The organism is Enterobacter sp. 186315 (assembly GCF_053290175.1).
The window spans coordinates 1-15862 of record NZ_JBPTTK010000037.1; the positions used below are offsets into that span (position 1 = coordinate 1).

The following is a 15862-nucleotide window of genomic DNA, read 5'->3' on the forward strand; positions in this document are numbered from 1 at the left end:
GCCCTCTCCCACAGGGAGAGGGTGCAAACCATCCCCTCGCCCCTTTGGGGAGAGGGTTAGGGTGAGGGGAAATAACTACCCCAAAATCCCCTTCAACACCGGCCCTATCTTCTCAAACGCCTGCGGTGAAATGATATCCACGTGGGCGCAATCCTGGCTGTAGACCTCCAGTTCACTGACCCACGGCGACCAGGCGACCTGCGGATCCATCGTTCGCGTGCGCTCGGCGACAAACAGCGTTGCTTTGCCGTCAAAGCGCGCGCTGTGCGCCGTGGTGAGCAGCCGCACCGCATCGGCGTAGTTGCCTTCGATAGCGTTAAACAGCTCGCTGGAACCCTGCCCCTGCTGGGCGGCGATAAACGCCTGACGCTCGCGCTCGATCTCCGCCAGCACCGCCGGGTCGAGGCCGTTGGCCTCTTTCTGCGCCCAGTTTTGCGTTTCCGGCGGCCAGGTGTCCAGCAGGCCGAGGAAGGCGACCTCTTCACCCTGCTCGCGCAGACGCGCGGCAATTCCCTGCGCCAGCGTGCCGCCCAGCGAATAGCCGAACAGATAATACGGCCCGTGCGGCTGCTGCGAACGCAACGTGTTCAGGTGATGCTCAATTACCCCGTCCAGATCCGCGCACTGCTGCATCGGCCCGTCCGGGCGCGGCGACTGGATCCCAGTGATTGACCAGCGCGGGCTGAGATAGCGCGCCAGCACGCTGAACTGCCAGGCAAATCCTGACGCCGGATGGAAGCAGAACAGCGTCGGGCCGTCGCTTTTACGCAGCGGCAAAAGCGTTTCATACCCCAGACGCTGCGCCTGTTCGTCGCTTATTTGCGACTCAAGCAACAGGCTGAGCTGGCTTACCGTCGAGGCGACCATAATCTGCCCCGGCGTAACCCTGCGGGAAAATGCCCGACTCAGCTGGGCCGCGAGGCGCATCGCCAGCAGCGAGTGGCCGCCAAGCGCGAAGAAATCGGCCTCGATGTCGCTCACCTCGCAGCCGAGCAGCGCGCTGAACGCCTGCGCCACGGTAATTTCGGTGTCGCTTTGCGGCGCGCGGCCGGATGTTTTGCTGGACAGCTCCGGCAGCGGCAGCGCCTTGCGGTCAAGCTTGCCGTTGGCGCTGAGCGGCAGCTCGCCGATTTGCAGCAGCACCACTGGAACCATGTGCGGCGGCAGCTGCGCCTTGAGCGCTTCACGCAGCGCATCCCTGTCGAGCGGTAAACCGGATTCAGAGACCACGTAGCCCACCAGCTGGCGGGCGTCGCCGCCCGTTGCCGCCGCCTGATTGAACACGCAGGCGTGGGCCACGGCCTGCGCCACGTCCGGCAGGGAGAGCATCGCCCGGTCGATTTCCCCAAGCTCGATGCGCTGGCCGCGAATTTTTAGCTGGTCGTCGCTGCGCCCTAAATATTCCACCGCGCCGTTATCCAGCCAGCGGGCGACATCCCCGGTGCGGTACATGCGCTCGCCCGGCGCAAACGGGTCAGCGATAAAGCGGCTGGCGGTCAGATCCGGTCGTCCGAGATACCCCTGCGCCAGCTGAATGCCGGTAAGGTAAAGATCGCCCGCCACGCCAAACGGCACCGGGCGCATCATCGCATCCAGAATACGCAGCCCCGTATTCCACACCGGGAAGCCAATCGGCACGCTGTTGCCCTCCACCGCCGCCAGCTCAGGCCCAAAGGCCGGATACCAGCTTACGTCCACCGCCGCTTCCGTCGGGCCATACAGGTTATGCAGCGGCGCGTGGGTTAGCTGCTCCCACTCGCGGCACAGTTCCGTCGGCAGCGCTTCGCCGCTGCAAAATACCTGCTTTAAGGTCTTACAGCAGTCGGCGTTTTCCGGGGTCAGCGAGGCGACAAAGGCCGCCAGCATCGACGGCACGAAGTGGGTGGTAGTAACGCCGTACTGCGCGAAGAAGCTCTGCATCGCCTGCGGATCGCGGTGCGCCTCCGGCTCGGCCATCACCAGCTTTGCCCCGGCGATAAACGGCCACCAGAACTCCCACACCGACACGTCAAAGCTGCACGGCGTTTTCTGCGCCACCACGTCATCTGCCCCAAGCGGATAATGATCCTGCATCCACATCAGGCGGTTAACGATGGCGGTATGACCGACCATCACCCCTTTCGGACGCCCGGTCGAACCGGAGGTAAAGATGATGTAGGCGGTCTGCTCCGGCGCGGCAAGATGCAGAGGTTCAGCGTCCGTGGCCGGTAACAGTGTGTTGTAACTAAGCGAGGCGATCGGCAGGTCGGCAAAGCGCGAAAGCTGCTCGTCGGTGGTAATCAGCAGCGACGGCTTCGCGTCTTCAAGCATCATCCGCAGGCGATCGTCCGGGTAGCCGGTATCGAGCGGCAGCCACGCGGCCCCCGCTTCGACGATGCCGTGCAGCGCCAGCGTCAGGAATACCGAGCGCGGTAGCGCCACCGCCACGCTGTCGCCAAGCTTCACGCCGCGTTCGCGCAGCAAATTTGCCAGCGCCACAACCTGCTCGCGCATCTGGCGATAGCTCAGCTGATGGTGTGCATCCTCAAGCGCGGGCGCGTCCGGCGTTTTGCGCGCCTGTTCCGCCACCAGCCCGGCAAGGGTGGTAACGGGAAGCGTTTTGCCCGTGTCGTTGATCTGCGCCAGCCGCGCGTATTCCTCGTCCGACACGGTTTCGACCTCACCGCAGCGCAGATCGGGATTAGCCGCAAACTGCTTCAGCATCGCGTTCAGGCGCGATACGTGGCGGGTCAGCGCGGCTTCATCGTAACGCTGCCTGTTGGCGAGGATCTCAATACTCAGGCCGCCCTGCTCGTCCGGGAACAGCGCGAGCTCCAGATCGTTAACCGGACCGGTTGCCAGCGTGTGGGTGATGGCCTCAACGCCGTCGATGTCCAGCTGATAATCAAACACTTTGACGTTCAGCACCGGGCCAAACAGGGCTTCATCGCCCGCCGCGCGCGCGCTGTCGCGCACGATCTGCTCGGCGTCGTAGCGCTGATGGCGGCGCATCTTTTTCAGCTGATTCGCCAGGCGCAGCGCCAGCTCCGGCAGGCTCTCCTGCGCATTGATATTTACCGCCAGCGGCAGCACGTTCAGCACCGGCCCGGTGGCGGTCAGCGCCGCCGATCCCATGCGGCGCATAAAGATAAACCCGGCGGCGTAGTCCAGCCGTCCGGTGAGGCGACCGAGCCACACCGCGACGAGCGCCAGAGCCAGGTCGGTGCGCTGCGCCGGCCCCGCCGCCTGCGCAAGCTGGCTAAAGGCGCGACCGTCGGCGGCGATTTTCAGGCGCAGGATATCGGTGGTGGCAGCGCGGCCCGGCAGCGGCGCGGGGGAAAGCGACACCGGCGGCGGCAGCCGTTTGCGCTGCTCCGCCCAGAATGCGCCGTCGCGCGCGTACGCCTCGCTGTCGCGATAGCGCTGGTACTCTTCAACGACCTCCGCAAACGGGGTAAACGGCGATGCGGGCGCGGGTTCGCCCTTTTTCCACGCGGCATAAACGGCGGCGATCTGGCGGGTAATGGCCGGGAAGCTGAAGCCATCCACGACTAAATGGTGATAGCGCTGATACCAGTACCACTGCTTCTCGCCCACCTGAATCAGCAGATGCAGCACCAGCGGCTGACCGCTGTCGACGCGCAGGTTCTGGTTAAGATCCGCCTCCATCAGCGCCAGCGCGGCGGCGTGGGAGTCGGCGCGAACGATGGACGGCTCCGGCAGCGTGATGGATTCATCTACCCACTGCCACACCTCGCCGTTATCCTCGGCAAAACGCGTGCGCAGGGTATCGGCCTGCATCATCCCTGCGGCAATAGCTTTTGCCAGCAGCGGCGCGTCAATGTCGCCGTTGAGCTCGGTGTAGTGCGCCACGCTCCAGGCGTTCGGCAGGGTGGAAAGCTGCTCCGCCATCCAGATGCCCGGCTGGGCGGCGACGAGAGGAAGACGGTTCATGCCTGCTCCTTCGCATAGTGGGACGGAATGAGGGTTTGCCAGCGTTCGGCCAGCCACTGCTGGCACGCTTCCTGAGACTGGGGTTCACACACCATGCGCCAGCCCGCAGGCAATGCGCACTGCTGCGGCCACAGGCTGTACTGCGCCCGATCGTTAGACAAAATCGCGAACTGTCCTTGCGGATTATCGAAAGGATTGCTGAATTCCATACAAACTCCGTTATTGGGTAAGCGGCTGCCAGAGGGTCATCAGCCCCTGCGTCAGCCCACCGCGCCAGCAAAGCGCGTCGTGTCCGCCGTCAACCTGACGCCAGATAACCGGTTGCTGTGTGTGTAGTTCGGCGTAGATCGCCTGATTCGCGCGGAAAATCAGCGGCTCGTTGCGCCCGGCCTCAAGGACGATGCGCAGCCCGCGAGCGTTTTTTTCACCCGCTTTGAGTTGTTCAATCAACAGCCCCTCCTGCTGCCCGCCCCGGTGCGGCCACCAGTAAGAGCCGGACTGGCTGAGCACGCAGCCAAACCGCTGCGGCCAGTTCAGGCCCGCATAAAGCGCGGCAAGGCCGCCGAAGCTCTGCCCCGCCACCACCGTGCGATCGGCGCGGTCGCTAAAAGGCGCGGTAGCCTGAACAAGGGGGAGAAGTTCGTCCTGCACCGCCCGCCAGAAATCGGGGTTACAGGGCAGCTCGCGGTTGCGATGCTCCATGTCGATCACGTCGATTAGCACGTAGACGGCAGGCGGCAGCTTGCCCTCGCGGGTCAGCGAGGCCAGCGCAGGCCAGACGGGCATACTCTCAGCCCAGAACTGGCCGTCGAGCAGCACCGCCAGCGGGCGCTCGGGGGTCGCTTCACCGGTGGTGAAGATCCACACGCGGCGACGGTTTTTCAGCCGGTCGCTGCGCCACTCTATGCACACCGGCGGAGCGTAAGGGGTATCAGGATGGTTCCAGCCGGGCTGAACCGGGGCGTCGGGCATTTCCAGCGCCGATACCGGGTGTCCGCGCCCGCCGCGCCAGCTCCAGGCGTTCAGCGGGTCGGCCATCGCATGGGGTATCAGCCTGCGCCAGCCTTCACGCAGCGCCAGGCGGTCGGGCTGCTCGCCGCTAAAGGCCGTATCGGCAAAATCCCGTTCGTTTTCGGAGGGAATAAAGCAGTAGCTGCCGCGCCATTCGGGGCTGAATTCGCCCTGCCACTGCCAGACGTCGGTATCCGGGATGCGCTCGAGGGATTGAGGACGAGAGTTTTGATGATGATCGGTGACGCCCGTAACGTAGAGCCAGACGCGCTTCACCGCCGAATGGTCCTGCGTCCCTGCCGGATCGCGCCACCAGAAGGTCACGCGATACTTTCCCTTTTCACGCACCCACTCAGGGCCATGTCTGGACTGCCACCAGGCTTCACTTCCCGTTGTTAACGCCGTCACGCTGATAACCTCATGTTTATCGTGCCTTTTTGGGTTGCACGGTAAAATTTATTGATAATATTATTGATAACTATTTGCATTTGCAATAGCGTAGTGCCCGCGCTGTGGGAAGCGCGCTTATAAAATAACCATGCCACGTATTGTGTGCGCCCGAGGACAGGGCGGCTTACGCAAATACAGGTGACAACACGCCGCCTCCTCTCCCCTTGGGAATGGAGCCAGGAGGACGCGGCCTGAAAAGCAGGACGTACAATGAATAAGAAGATCCACTCCCTTGCCTTGCTGGTCAACGTAGGGATTTACGGCGTCGCGCTGCCTGCGCTGGCAGACGACAGCACGACGGCGCAGCATGAAGATACGATGGTGATCACCGCCGCTCAGCAGAATTTGCAGGCGCCGGGCGTATCCACCATTACCGCCGATGAAATTCGTAAAAACCCTCCCGCCCGCGACGTGGCGGAAATTATCCGTACCATGCCGGGCGTGAACCTGACCGGTAACTCCACCAGCGGCCAGCGCGGCAACAACCGCCAGATCGATATTCGCGGCATGGGCCCGGAAAATACCCTGATCCTGATTGACGGTAAGCCGGTGACAAGCCGTAACTCTATCCGTCTGGGCTGGCGCGGCGAGCGCGATACGCGCGGCGACACCGGCTGGGTGCCGCCCGAGATGATCGAGCGCATCGAGGTCATTCGCGGCCCGGCGGCGGCGCGTTACGGTAACGGCGCGGCGGGCGGCGTGGTGAATATCATCACCAAAAAATTCGACGACCAGTGGCATGGTTCCTGGAACACCTACCTGAATGCGCCGGAGCATAAGGATGAGGGTTCCACCAAACGCACCAACTTCAGCCTGAGCGGCCCCCTGGGAGGCGATTTCAGCTTCCGCATGTTCGGCAACCTGGACAAAACCCAGGCCGACGCGTGGGATATCAACAAAGGACACGAGTCTGAACGCACCGGCGCTTACGCCGATACCCTGCCAGCAGGGCGTGAAGGCGTTGAGAACAAAGACATCAACGGCGTGGTGCGCTGGGACTTTGCGCCGATGCAGTCCCTGGAGTTTGAGGCAGGCTACAGCCGCCAGAACAACCTCTACGCGGGCGATACGCAGAACACCAACAACGACAACAGCAGCAACGGCCTGGTGAAGAAGAACTACGGTAAAGAGACAAACCGTATTTATCGCCAGAACTTTGCGGTCACCTGGAACGGCGGCTGGGATAACGGCATCACCACCAGCAACTGGGCGCAGTACGAGCACACCCGCAACTCGCGTCTGGGCGAAGGGCTGGCGGGCGGCCTCGAAGGGCTGTTCAACAGCAATAAATTCACCGACACCGATCTGGCGGACGTGATGCTGCACAGCGAAATCAACCTGCCGATTGATTTCCTGGTCAACCAGAACCTGACGCTGGGCACAGAGTGGAACCAGCAGCGCATGAAGGACTCGACCTCCTTCACGCAAACTCAGCAGGGCGGCACGATTCCGGGCATGAGTAACGATCGCAGCCCGTACACCTCGGCAGAGATCTTCTCGCTGTTTGCCGAGAACAACATGGAGCTGACCGACAGCACCATGCTGACCCCGGCGCTGCGCTTCGATCATCACACCATCGTGGGCAACAACTGGAGCCCGTCCCTGAACCTGTCGCAGGGTCTGGGGGATGATTTCACCCTGAAGATGGGTATCGCCCGCGCCTATAAGGCGCCGAGCCTGTACCAGACCAACCCGAACTATCTGCTTTACAGCAAAGGCCAGGGCTGCTACGCCAGCTCCGACGGCGTGGGCTGTTACATGATGGGTAACGACGACCTGAAAGCCGAAACCAGCATCAACAAAGAGATTGGTCTGGAGTGGAAACACGACGGCTGGCAGGCGGGCGTGACCTGGTTCCGTAACGACTATCGCGACAAGATTGAAGCGGGCTACGCACCGATTGGCCATACCTCGTCCGGTAAAGTGCAGACCGATATCTACCAGTGGGAAAACGTGCCGAAAGCGGTGGTTGAGGGTCTGGAAGGCTCTCTGAACGTGCCGGTCAGCGACACCATCAACTGGACCAACAACATCACCTATATGCTGCAAAGCAAGAACAAGGAGACCGGCGATCGTCTGTCGATTATTCCTGAGTACACGCTGAACTCAACCCTGAGCTGGCAGGTACAGCAGGACGTGTCGCTGCAATCGACCTTCACCTGGTACGGCAAGCAGCAGCCGAAGAAGTACAACTATAAGGGTCAGCCTGTGACCGGGTCTGAGAAAGACGAAGTCAGCCCGTACAGCATCGTTGGCCTGAGCGCGACCTGGGACATGACCAAAAACGTCAGCCTGACCGGCGGCGTGGATAACGTCTTCGATAAACGCCAGTGGCGCGCGGGTAATGCCCAGACGACCGGGAATACCACGACCGGCGCGTATATGTACGGTGCAGGTGCGTATACGTATAATGAGCCGGGCCGTACCTGGTATATGAGCGTGAATACGCGCTTCTGATTGAGGCAGTAACTCCTCCCTCTCCCTGTGGGAGAGGATCGGGGTGAGGGCAAGGTAAAAGCAAAACGGCAACCGCGTTGCCGTTTTTAGTGTTTACTCCCTCTCCCCGTGGGAGAGGGTCGGGGTGAGGGCAAGGTAAAAGCAAAACGGCAACCCGTTGCCGTTTTTAGTGTTTGCTCCCTCTCCCCGTGGGAGAGGGTCGGGGTGAGGGCATCAGGCCGCACAATACTGAAGGACTGAAGGAAAAAACATGCACACCATCCACAGCACGTTCATCCTCGCTGGCCACACCGTCCACCAGATCGCCTTCGATCCCACCACCTTCACCGACGCCGATCTCCTTTGGCTCCCCCACTACAACGACTTAACCGCAGCCGGACGCAAACGTAAAGCCGATCACCTCGCCGGACGCATCGCCGCCGCCCACGTGCTCAACGCCCTGAACGAACGAACCATCCCCGGCATCGGCCCGAGCGGAGAACCCCTGTGGCCCGCAGGCACTTCTGGCAGCATCACCCACAGCGGCACCCGGGCAATGGCGTTTGTCGTGGCGAACCCACACGCCCTAATCGGCATCGACTGCGAAGCCATCCTCCCCGAAGAGGAAGCCCGAGAGATCAAAGATGGCGTGATAGATGCGAAGGAAGAAACGGTGCTGATTCAGTCAGGCTACCCCTTCGCGCTCGCCCTGACGCTGGCCTTCAGCGCAAAAGAGAGCCTGTTTAAAGCGCTCTTTCCGCAGGTGAAGGAATTTATGGGATTTGACTGCGCACGCGTGGCGGAGATTGATGAACATCGCATCACGCTTACGTTAGCGGGGTCCGTTGGCAGGTTTGACGAGGGGAAATGTTTCACTCTTGCATGGCAGAGAGTTGATGAAGGTGTGTGCACGCTTCTAAAAGCCTGATGGCGCTTCGCTTATCAGGCCTACAAGTTTGAGTAGGCCGGGTAAGGCGCAGCCGCCACCCGGCTTAAAGTGTGCAGAGAACGACTCACTGTCCGGCGAGCGCCCTGAAAAACGCGGGGTTATCCTGAATCGCTTTCAGCACCTTTGCCGCCAGCCCCGTAGGGTTACGTCGTTTTGACTCCCAACTTTTTATGGTGTCAACGCTCGTCCCCAATGCGCTTGCCATTTCACTTTGCGTGACATTCAGCTGCTCTCTTATCACCCGAACATCAGCGACCTCATAGCGAGTCACTCTTGATGGCGCTTTCTTACCACTTTGTATTTCGATAGCCTCTTCAAGAGAAGCCTTCAGTTCATCATAGATACCCATTGCCTTCCCTCCTTCTTTAATGGAGTACATAGTACACCTTCAATAAACAGAGCTGGAAGCGGTATTTGTCAGAAGAGATGTGATTTTTCTGAGCTCGGCTTTCTCAGTATCAGTTAGGTTGTCCTTCACATTTTTTGGATACGCCATGAGGAAATAAATCACCTCTCTCGTGGCCAAAAAGTAAATTACCCTTGCCCCACCTCTTTTACCTTTTGTACCCATGGCCATCCTGATTTTACGTACCCCTCCCGTATGCTGGATTAAATCCCCTTTATCCGGCCAGGCAATAAGCTCCTTTTGCAGCTCAATTATTTCATCATCCGTAGCAATACTTCTTATTTGCCGGGTGAAAAGTGACGTTTCGATAAACTCTAGCGCGTGACTCATTCACGGTTCCTTCCTTAACTTCAGCAATAGTCCGATCGCTTTTGCATCAGGCTCCCGCTGCAATATTACTCGTCCCTGAGTAATAAGACGCCACAAAACTGTACATAAACACAGTAAAAATGAATTTTTAAGATTTCGTTTAACTATCAGGAAACATCACGCTATCTCCCGGCGCTTACCAGGGAGTAGGCCGGGTAAGGCGCAGCCGCCACCCGGCTTAAAAGTCTCACACGTCAGGGAACATCACGCTATTCCCCGGCGCTTCCCGGTGCAGATGGATAAAGTTCAGGTGCCGTTCATACTGGTCCAGAATGTCCGTAATCACCTGCTCCTTGCTGTAATCCATCAGGTCATTCCCCTGGCTCCCTTCCAGCAGGAAGGTTTCCAGACGGTAGTAGGTCGATTTCCCGCTGCGCGCCCGATAGGTAAAGCCAGGCACCGAATACTGCTGCGGCCAGATCTGGTAAACGAAGTTCTGCTCGTCGCCCATGTGGACCAGCAGATCCAGATGCCCCAGGCTATCCCCCTCGTCCGGCGGCAGGTTTTTCAGCTCCACGTACGCGCCGCGCAGCTTCAGCTCCTGCGCCACCTCTTCCATTGCCGGGTAGCAGACCGTTTCCATCATCTGTTTGGTGTAGCGCGTGCCGGGGTAGTTCATCAGGCGCGACAGGCGCTTCTTCCAGCTCAGCCTGTCCTGCGCGCCCAGCGGTCGCGGCGCGGTATCGCGGTTGGCGCTTTCGCGGCGATAATCTTCCACCTTGAGCGATTTATACAGCCCGGCCATCACGAAGAAAATCACGAAGCTGAACGGCAGCCCCATAATCACCGTCGTGTTTTGCAGCGCCGAAATCCCGTTGGTCATCAGCATTCCCAGCGTCAGCAGGCCGATGGCGATGGACCAGAAGATGCGCAGCCAGTTCGGCGCGTCGCTGTTGATGTCTTTCAGCTTCGAGGTGAAGTTCCCCAGCACCAGCGCGCCGGAATCCGCCGAGGTCACGTAAAACAGCAGGCCGGTGATGGTCGCCACCGAGGCGCTAAAGGTAAACGCCGGATACTGCGCCAGCAGGCTGTAGAAGCCGCGCTCCGGGTGCGCCATCGCTTCCTGCGCGAAGGTCGCATTGCCGTGGATGATCTCGTGCAGCGCGCTGTTGCCGAAAATCGACAGCCACAGCAGGGTGAAGGTGAACGGGATAATCAGCGTTCCCAGCACGAACTGACGGATGGTGCGCCCGCGCGAAATACGCGCCAGGAACAGGCCGACAAACGGCGACCAGGCCACCCACCACGCCCAGAAGAACAGCGTCCAGTTGTTCATCCACTCCACCGGGCGATCGAACGCGAAGCTGTTCAGCGTCATGCCCATAAAGCGGTTCACGTAGTCGCCCACGTTCAGCACTAAGGCATTAAGCAGGAACGAGGTGTCGCCCATAAACAGCACGAACAGGATCAGCCCCAGCGCCAGCGCGACGTTCAGCTCGGACAGCACGCGAATGCCCTTATCCACGCCGGAGGTCACCGAAATGGTGGCGATAATCACCGACAGCGCAATCAGCGCCGCCTTCGCCGCCATCGAATCCGGAATATCAAACAGCACGCTCAGGCCGTAGTTAAGCTGCACCACGCCAATCCCGAGCGTGGTGGCGATACCAAAGATGGTGCCGATCACCGCCGCGATATCAACCGTGTGGCCAATTGGCCCGTTGATCTTTTTGCCGAAAATCGGGTACAGCGCGGAGCGGATGGTGAGGGGCAAATTATAACGATAGCTAAAGTATCCGAGCGCCATTCCCATCAGCGCGTACATCGACCAGCCGGTCAGGCCATAGTGGAACAACGTCCAGACCATCGCCTGGCGCGCGGCCTCCATCGTCTGCCCTGCCCCTTCCGGCGGCTGCATATACTGCGTCACCGGTTCCGCTACGGAAAAGAACATCAGGTCGATGCCGATGCCCGCGGCAAACAGCATTGCGGCCCAGCTCAGCAGGCTGAACTCGGGTTTTGACTGCTCTGGCCCGAGCTTGACCGAGCCGAAGCGCGAGCAGGCAATGCAGACCACAAAGACGATGTAGAGCGTCGCCGCCAGCAGATAGTACCAGCCGAAGGTTTTCGACACCCAGTTAAGGGTGCGCCCGATCCACTCGGCAGAGAAATCGCGAAAGAAGATAGTCGTCAGGGAAAACAACAAAATCAGCCCGGCGGAGGTGTAAAAAACCACCGGATTGATTTTGTCTTTTTCTCTGTCTTGTGAAAGGTCTGTCATCCAGTATCCCCACTGTTTTTGTAACTATTGAAATCCAAATCCGCAACAATTAAGACACATTTTATATTGAACGTCCAATCAAAAACCGCTTTAATGTATAACCAACGCTGATGAATGGAGTGGCAAAAATGCCCAAAGTGGGGATGCAGCCGATCCGGCGCAGGCAGCTTATTAACGCCACGCTGGAAGCAATAAATGAAGTGGGCATGCATGACGCGACGATCGCGCAGATCGCCCGTCGCGCCGGGGTATCCACCGGGATCATCAGTCACTATTTCAAAGATAAAAACGGCCTGCTGGAAGCGACCATGCGCGACATCACCGGCCAGCTGCGCGACGCGGTCTTGAACCGTCTGCACGCGTTACCCAACGCCAGCGCGGAGCGGCGTTTACAGGCAATTGTCGGCGGCAACTTCGATGAAACGCAGATCAGCAGCGCGGCAATGAAGGCCTGGCTGGCCTTCTGGGCGAGCAGTATGCACCAGCCGATGCTTTACCGTTTGCAGCAGGTGAGCAGCCGCCGCCTGCTGTCGAATCTGGTGTATGAGTTCCGCCGCGAGCTGCCGCGCGAACAGGCGCAGGAGGCAGGCTACGGGCTGGCGGCGCTGATTGACGGGCTATGGCTGCGCGCCGCGCTGAGCGGCAAGCCGCTGGATATCACCCTGGCCCAGTCGCTCACCAGCCACTTTATCAGCCAGCATTTACCGACCGATTAACCGAGGAGAATTTATGTCCCGAATGGCAGAACAGCAGCTTTATATCAATGGTGGTTATACATCGGCCACCAGCGGTCGCACCTTCGAGACCATCAACCCGGCCAACGGTGAAGTCCTGGCAAGCGTACAGGCCGCCGGGCGCGAAGACGTCGACCGCGCCGTGGAAAGCGCGCAGCGCGGGCAAAAAATCTGGGCGGCGATGACCGCCATGGAGCGCTCCCGCATCCTGCGCCGCGCCGTCGATATCCTGCGCGAGCGTAACGACGAGCTGGCAAAGCTGGAAACCCTCGATACCGGTAAAGCGTTTTCTGAAACCTCCACGGTGGACATCGTCACCGGCGCGGACGTGCTGGAGTACTACGCGGGGCTGATCCCGGCGCTGGAAGGCAGCCAGATCCCCCTGCGCGACACCTCGTTCGTCTACACCCGCCGAGAGCCGCTGGGCGTGGTGGCGGGCATCGGCGCGTGGAACTACCCGATCCAGATCGCCCTGTGGAAATCCGCCCCGGCGCTGGCGGCGGGCAACGCGATGATCTTCAAACCGAGCGAAGTTACCCCGCTCACCGCCCTGAAGCTTGCGGAGATCTACACCGAAGCGGGCCTGCCGGACGGCGTGTTTAACGTCCTGCCGGGCGTGGGCGCGGAGACCGGCCAGCTCCTGACCGAGCATCCGGGCATTGCCAAAGTCTCCTTCACCGGCGGCGTTGCCAGCGGCAAAAAGGTGATGGCGAACTCGGCGGCATCGTCCCTGAAAGAGGTGACGATGGAGCTGGGCGGCAAATCTCCGCTGATTGTTTTCGACGACGCGGATCTCGACCTCGCCGCAGACATCGCCATGATGGCGAACTTCTTCAGCTCCGGCCAGGTGTGTACCAACGGCACCCGCGTGTTTATCCCTGCGAAATTCAAAGCCGCGTTTGAGCAGAAAATCGTGGAGCGCGTGGGCCGCATCCGCGCGGGCGATCTGTTTGATGAAAATACTAATTTTGGCCCGATGGTCAGCTTCCCGCACCGCGACAGCGTGCTGCGCTACATCGCCAAAGGCAAAGAGGAAGGCGCTCGCGTGCTGTGCGGCGGCGAGGCGCTGAAGGGCGACGGCTTTGACAACGGCGCGTGGGTGGCCCCGACCGTGTTCACCGACTGCACCGACGAGATGACCATCGTGCGCGAAGAGATTTTCGGCCCGGTGATGTCAATTCTGACCTACGAGTCCGACGACGAGGCGATTCGCCGCGCCAACGACACCGACTACGGTCTGGCGGCGGGCATCGTCACAGCCGATCTGAACCGCGCCCACGGCGCCATTCATCAGCTCGAAGCGGGCATCTGCTGGATCAACACCTGGGGCGAATCCGCCGCAGAGATGCCGGTCGGCGGCTACAAGCACTCCGGCATTGGCCGCGAGAACGGGGTGATGACGCTCCAGAGCTACACCCAGGTGAAGTCCATCCAGGTTGAGATGGGTAAATTCCAGTCCATATTTTAACCGGGAGGTTTATTTGCAATTTGACTACATCATTATTGGTGCCGGCTCTGCCGGCAACGTGCTGGCGACGCGACTGACCGAAGATCCGAACACCACCGTGCTGCTGCTTGAGGCGGGCGGGCCGGATTATCGTATGGATTTTCGTACCCAGATGCCTGCCGCGCTGGCGTTCCCGCTACAGGGCAAGCGCTACAACTGGGCCTATGAAACCGAGCCCGAGCCGCACATGAACAACCGCCGCATGGAGTGCGGACGCGGCAAAGGGCTGGGCGGCTCGTCGCTCATCAACGGCATGTGCTACGTGCGCGGCAACGCGATGGATCTGGACAACTGGGCGAAAGAATCTGGCCTTGAGCACTGGAGCTACCTTAACTGCCTGCCCTACTACCGCAAGGCCGAAAGCCGCGACGTGGGCGCGAACGATTACCATGGCAGCAACGGCCCGGTGAGCGTCACCACCTCAAAACCGGGCGTGAACCCGCTGTTTGAGGCGATGGTAGAAGCGGGCGTGCAGGCGGGCTACCCGCGCACCGACGATCTCAACGGCTATCAGCAGGAAGGCTTCGGGCCGATGGACCGCACGGTGACGCCGCAGGGCCGACGCGCCAGCACCGCGCGCGGCTATCTGGACCAGGCGAAACCGCGTCCGAACCTGACCATCCGCACACACGCCATGACCGATCACATTATGTTTGACGGCAAACGGGCGGTGGGCGTTGAGTGGCTCGAAGGGGAAAGCACCATCCCGTCGAAAGCGACGGCGAACAAAGAGGTGCTGCTGTGCGCAGGTGCCATCGCCTCGCCGCAGATCCTCCAGCGCTCCGGGGTGGGTAACGCCGCTCTGCTGGCACAGTTTGATATTCCGCTGGTACACGACCTGCCCGGCGTGGGCGAAAACCTTCAGGACCACCTGGAGATGTATCTGCAATACGAGTGCAAAGAGCCGGTCTCCCTCTACCCTGCCCTGCAATGGTGGAACCAGCCGAAAATCGGCGCGGAGTGGCTGTTTGGCGGCACCGGCGTGGGCGCGAGCAACCACTTCGAGGCGGGCGGGTTTATCCGCAGCCGCGAAGAGTTCGAGTGGCCGAACATTCAGTACCACTTCCTGCCGGTGGCGATTAACTACAACGGCTCGAACGCGGTGAAAGAGCACGGCTTCCAGTGCCACGTTGGCTCCATGCGCTCGCCGAGCCGCGGGCACGTACGCATTAAGTCGCGCGACCCGCACGAGCATCCGGCGATCCTGTTTAACTACATGGCGCACGAGCAGGACTGGCAGGAGTTCCGCGATGCGATCCGCATTACCCGCGAGATCATGCATCAGCCTGCGCTGGATAAATATCGCGGTCATGAAATAAGCCCGGGCATTGAATGCCAGACCGACGAGCAGCTGGACGAGTTCGTGCGTAACCATGCCGAAACCGCCTTCCACCCGTGCGGCACCTGCAAGATGGGCTATGACGAGATGGCGGTAGTCGACGGCGAAGGCCGCGTTCACGGGCTGGAAGGGTTACGCGTGGTGGATGCGTCGATTATGCCGCAAATCATCACCGGCAACCTGAACGCCACCACCATTATGATTGGCGAGAAGATTGCCGACGCCATTCGCGGGCGCGAGCCGCTGGCGAAAAGCACGGCGCCGTATTACGTGGCGAACGGCGCGCCGGTTCGTCGCTGAGTTCTTTGCCCCCTCACCCTGCCCCTCTCCCACAGGGCTGAGGGATCTCCACAAAATACAGGAACTAAACCATTCCCTCGCCCCTTCGGGGAGAGGGTTAGGGTGAGGGGAAACATACGGCTCTGGTGGTCATTCCGTTCACCTCACGTTTATTGCTTCTCTGTTGCCGCAATACCTGTGAACGTGCCAGGGCGACTCAGTCGCCAT

Annotated in this window: 11 protein-coding genes; 5 read left to right on the forward strand and 6 right to left on the reverse strand. The window is 60.5% G+C overall.

Going from position 1 to position 15862, the window contains the following annotated elements:
• Positions 1-75 precede the first annotated feature (75 nt).
• From entF to fes, 3 genes are read right to left on the reverse strand one after another with little or no spacing between them, the layout of a single operon-like run.
• Complete coding sequence (gene entF, locus ACSVHP_RS22345) at positions 76-3933, reverse strand: enterobactin non-ribosomal peptide synthetase EntF (RefSeq protein WP_447552967.1); 3858 nt, start codon at positions 3931-3933, stop codon at positions 76-78.
• Positions 3930-4142 carry an MbtH family protein gene (locus ACSVHP_RS22350; RefSeq protein ID WP_447552968.1) on the reverse strand — a complete coding sequence of 71 codons (213 nt, stop codon included), beginning with the start codon at positions 4140-4142 and terminating at the stop codon, positions 3930-3932. The genes entF and ACSVHP_RS22350 overlap by 4 nt, the downstream gene beginning before the upstream one ends.
• Positions 4143-4152: 10 nt before the next feature.
• On the reverse strand, positions 4153-5352 hold the full coding sequence (gene fes / locus ACSVHP_RS22355; protein WP_447552969.1) for an enterochelin esterase: 1200 nt from the start codon (positions 5350-5352) through the stop codon (positions 4153-4155).
• A gap of 252 nt (positions 5353-5604) precedes the next feature.
• Here fes and ACSVHP_RS22360 point away from each other — a divergent pair, with 252 nt between their 5' ends.
• Both ACSVHP_RS22360 and entD read left to right on the forward strand, forming a co-directional pair.
• Positions 5605-7851, forward strand: coding sequence for a TonB-dependent siderophore receptor (locus ACSVHP_RS22360; protein WP_447552970.1), 2247 nt, complete (start codon positions 5605-5607; stop codon positions 7849-7851).
• Positions 7852-8101: 250 nt separating this feature from the next.
• Positions 8102-8758: an enterobactin synthase subunit EntD gene (gene entD / locus ACSVHP_RS22365; RefSeq protein WP_447552971.1), complete on the forward strand. Its 657-nt coding sequence runs from the start codon at positions 8102-8104 to the stop codon at positions 8756-8758.
• Positions 8759-8843: 85 nt separating this feature from the next.
• Here the strand turns inward: entD and nadS are convergent, their stop codons facing one another.
• From nadS to betT, 3 genes are all read right to left on the reverse strand, one after another.
• Positions 8844-9128, reverse strand: coding sequence for a NadS family protein (gene nadS / locus ACSVHP_RS22370; protein ID WP_447552972.1), 285 nt, complete (start codon positions 9126-9128; stop codon positions 8844-8846).
• 39 nt (positions 9129-9167) lie between these two features.
• Positions 9168-9515 (reverse strand): type II toxin-antitoxin system RelE/ParE family toxin, encoded by a 348-nt coding sequence (locus ACSVHP_RS22375; protein ID WP_447552973.1) that lies wholly within the window; start codon positions 9513-9515, stop codon positions 9168-9170.
• A gap of 226 nt (positions 9516-9741) precedes the next feature.
• Positions 9742-11775 (reverse strand): choline BCCT transporter BetT, encoded by a 2034-nt coding sequence (betT, locus tag ACSVHP_RS22380; RefSeq protein WP_234674970.1) that lies wholly within the window; start codon positions 11773-11775, stop codon positions 9742-9744.
• A gap of 128 nt (positions 11776-11903) precedes the next feature.
• Here betT and betI point away from each other — a divergent pair, with 128 nt between their 5' ends.
• Genes betI through betA form a run of 3 tightly spaced genes read left to right on the forward strand, consistent with a single transcriptional unit; the run spans position 11904 to position 15655 of the window.
• The gene (betI, locus tag ACSVHP_RS22385) at positions 11904-12491 is read left to right on the forward strand and encodes a transcriptional regulator BetI (RefSeq protein ID WP_417315721.1); all 588 of its coding nucleotides are present in this window, start codon (positions 11904-11906) and stop codon (positions 12489-12491) included.
• Positions 12492-12504: 13 nt separating this feature from the next.
• Positions 12505-13977 (forward strand): betaine-aldehyde dehydrogenase, encoded by a 1473-nt coding sequence (gene betB, locus ACSVHP_RS22390; protein WP_447552974.1) that lies wholly within the window; start codon positions 12505-12507, stop codon positions 13975-13977.
• A 13-nt stretch (positions 13978-13990) separates the two neighbouring features.
• Complete coding sequence (gene betA, locus ACSVHP_RS22395) at positions 13991-15655, forward strand: choline dehydrogenase (RefSeq protein ID WP_447552975.1); 1665 nt, start codon at positions 13991-13993, stop codon at positions 15653-15655.
• The last annotated feature ends 207 nt before the right edge of the window (positions 15656-15862 follow it).

Excerpts from the sequence above, each read along its gene's own strand:
- entF (WP_447552967.1), bottom strand. The coding sequence starts at position 3,933 with ATGAACCGTCTTCCTCTCGTCGCCGCCCAGCCGGGCATCTGGATGGCG.
- ACSVHP_RS22350 (WP_447552968.1), bottom strand. The coding sequence starts at position 4,142 with ATGGAATTCAGCAATCCTTTCGATAATCCGCAAGGACAGTTCGCGATT.
- ACSVHP_RS22360 (WP_447552970.1), top strand. The coding sequence starts at position 5,605 with ATGAATAAGAAGATCCACTCCCTTGCCTTGCTGGTCAACGTAGGGATT.
- entD (WP_447552971.1), top strand. The coding sequence starts at position 8,102 with ATGCACACCATCCACAGCACGTTCATCCTCGCTGGCCACACCGTCCAC.
- nadS (WP_447552972.1), bottom strand. The coding sequence starts at position 9,128 with ATGGGTATCTATGATGAACTGAAGGCTTCTCTTGAAGAGGCTATCGAA.
- ACSVHP_RS22375 (WP_447552973.1), bottom strand. The coding sequence starts at position 9,515 with ATGAGTCACGCGCTAGAGTTTATCGAAACGTCACTTTTCACCCGGCAA.
- betT (WP_234674970.1), bottom strand. The coding sequence starts at position 11,775 with ATGACAGACCTTTCACAAGACAGAGAAAAAGACAAAATCAATCCGGTG.
- betI (WP_417315721.1), top strand. The coding sequence starts at position 11,904 with ATGCCCAAAGTGGGGATGCAGCCGATCCGGCGCAGGCAGCTTATTAAC.
- betB (WP_447552974.1), top strand. The coding sequence starts at position 12,505 with ATGTCCCGAATGGCAGAACAGCAGCTTTATATCAATGGTGGTTATACA.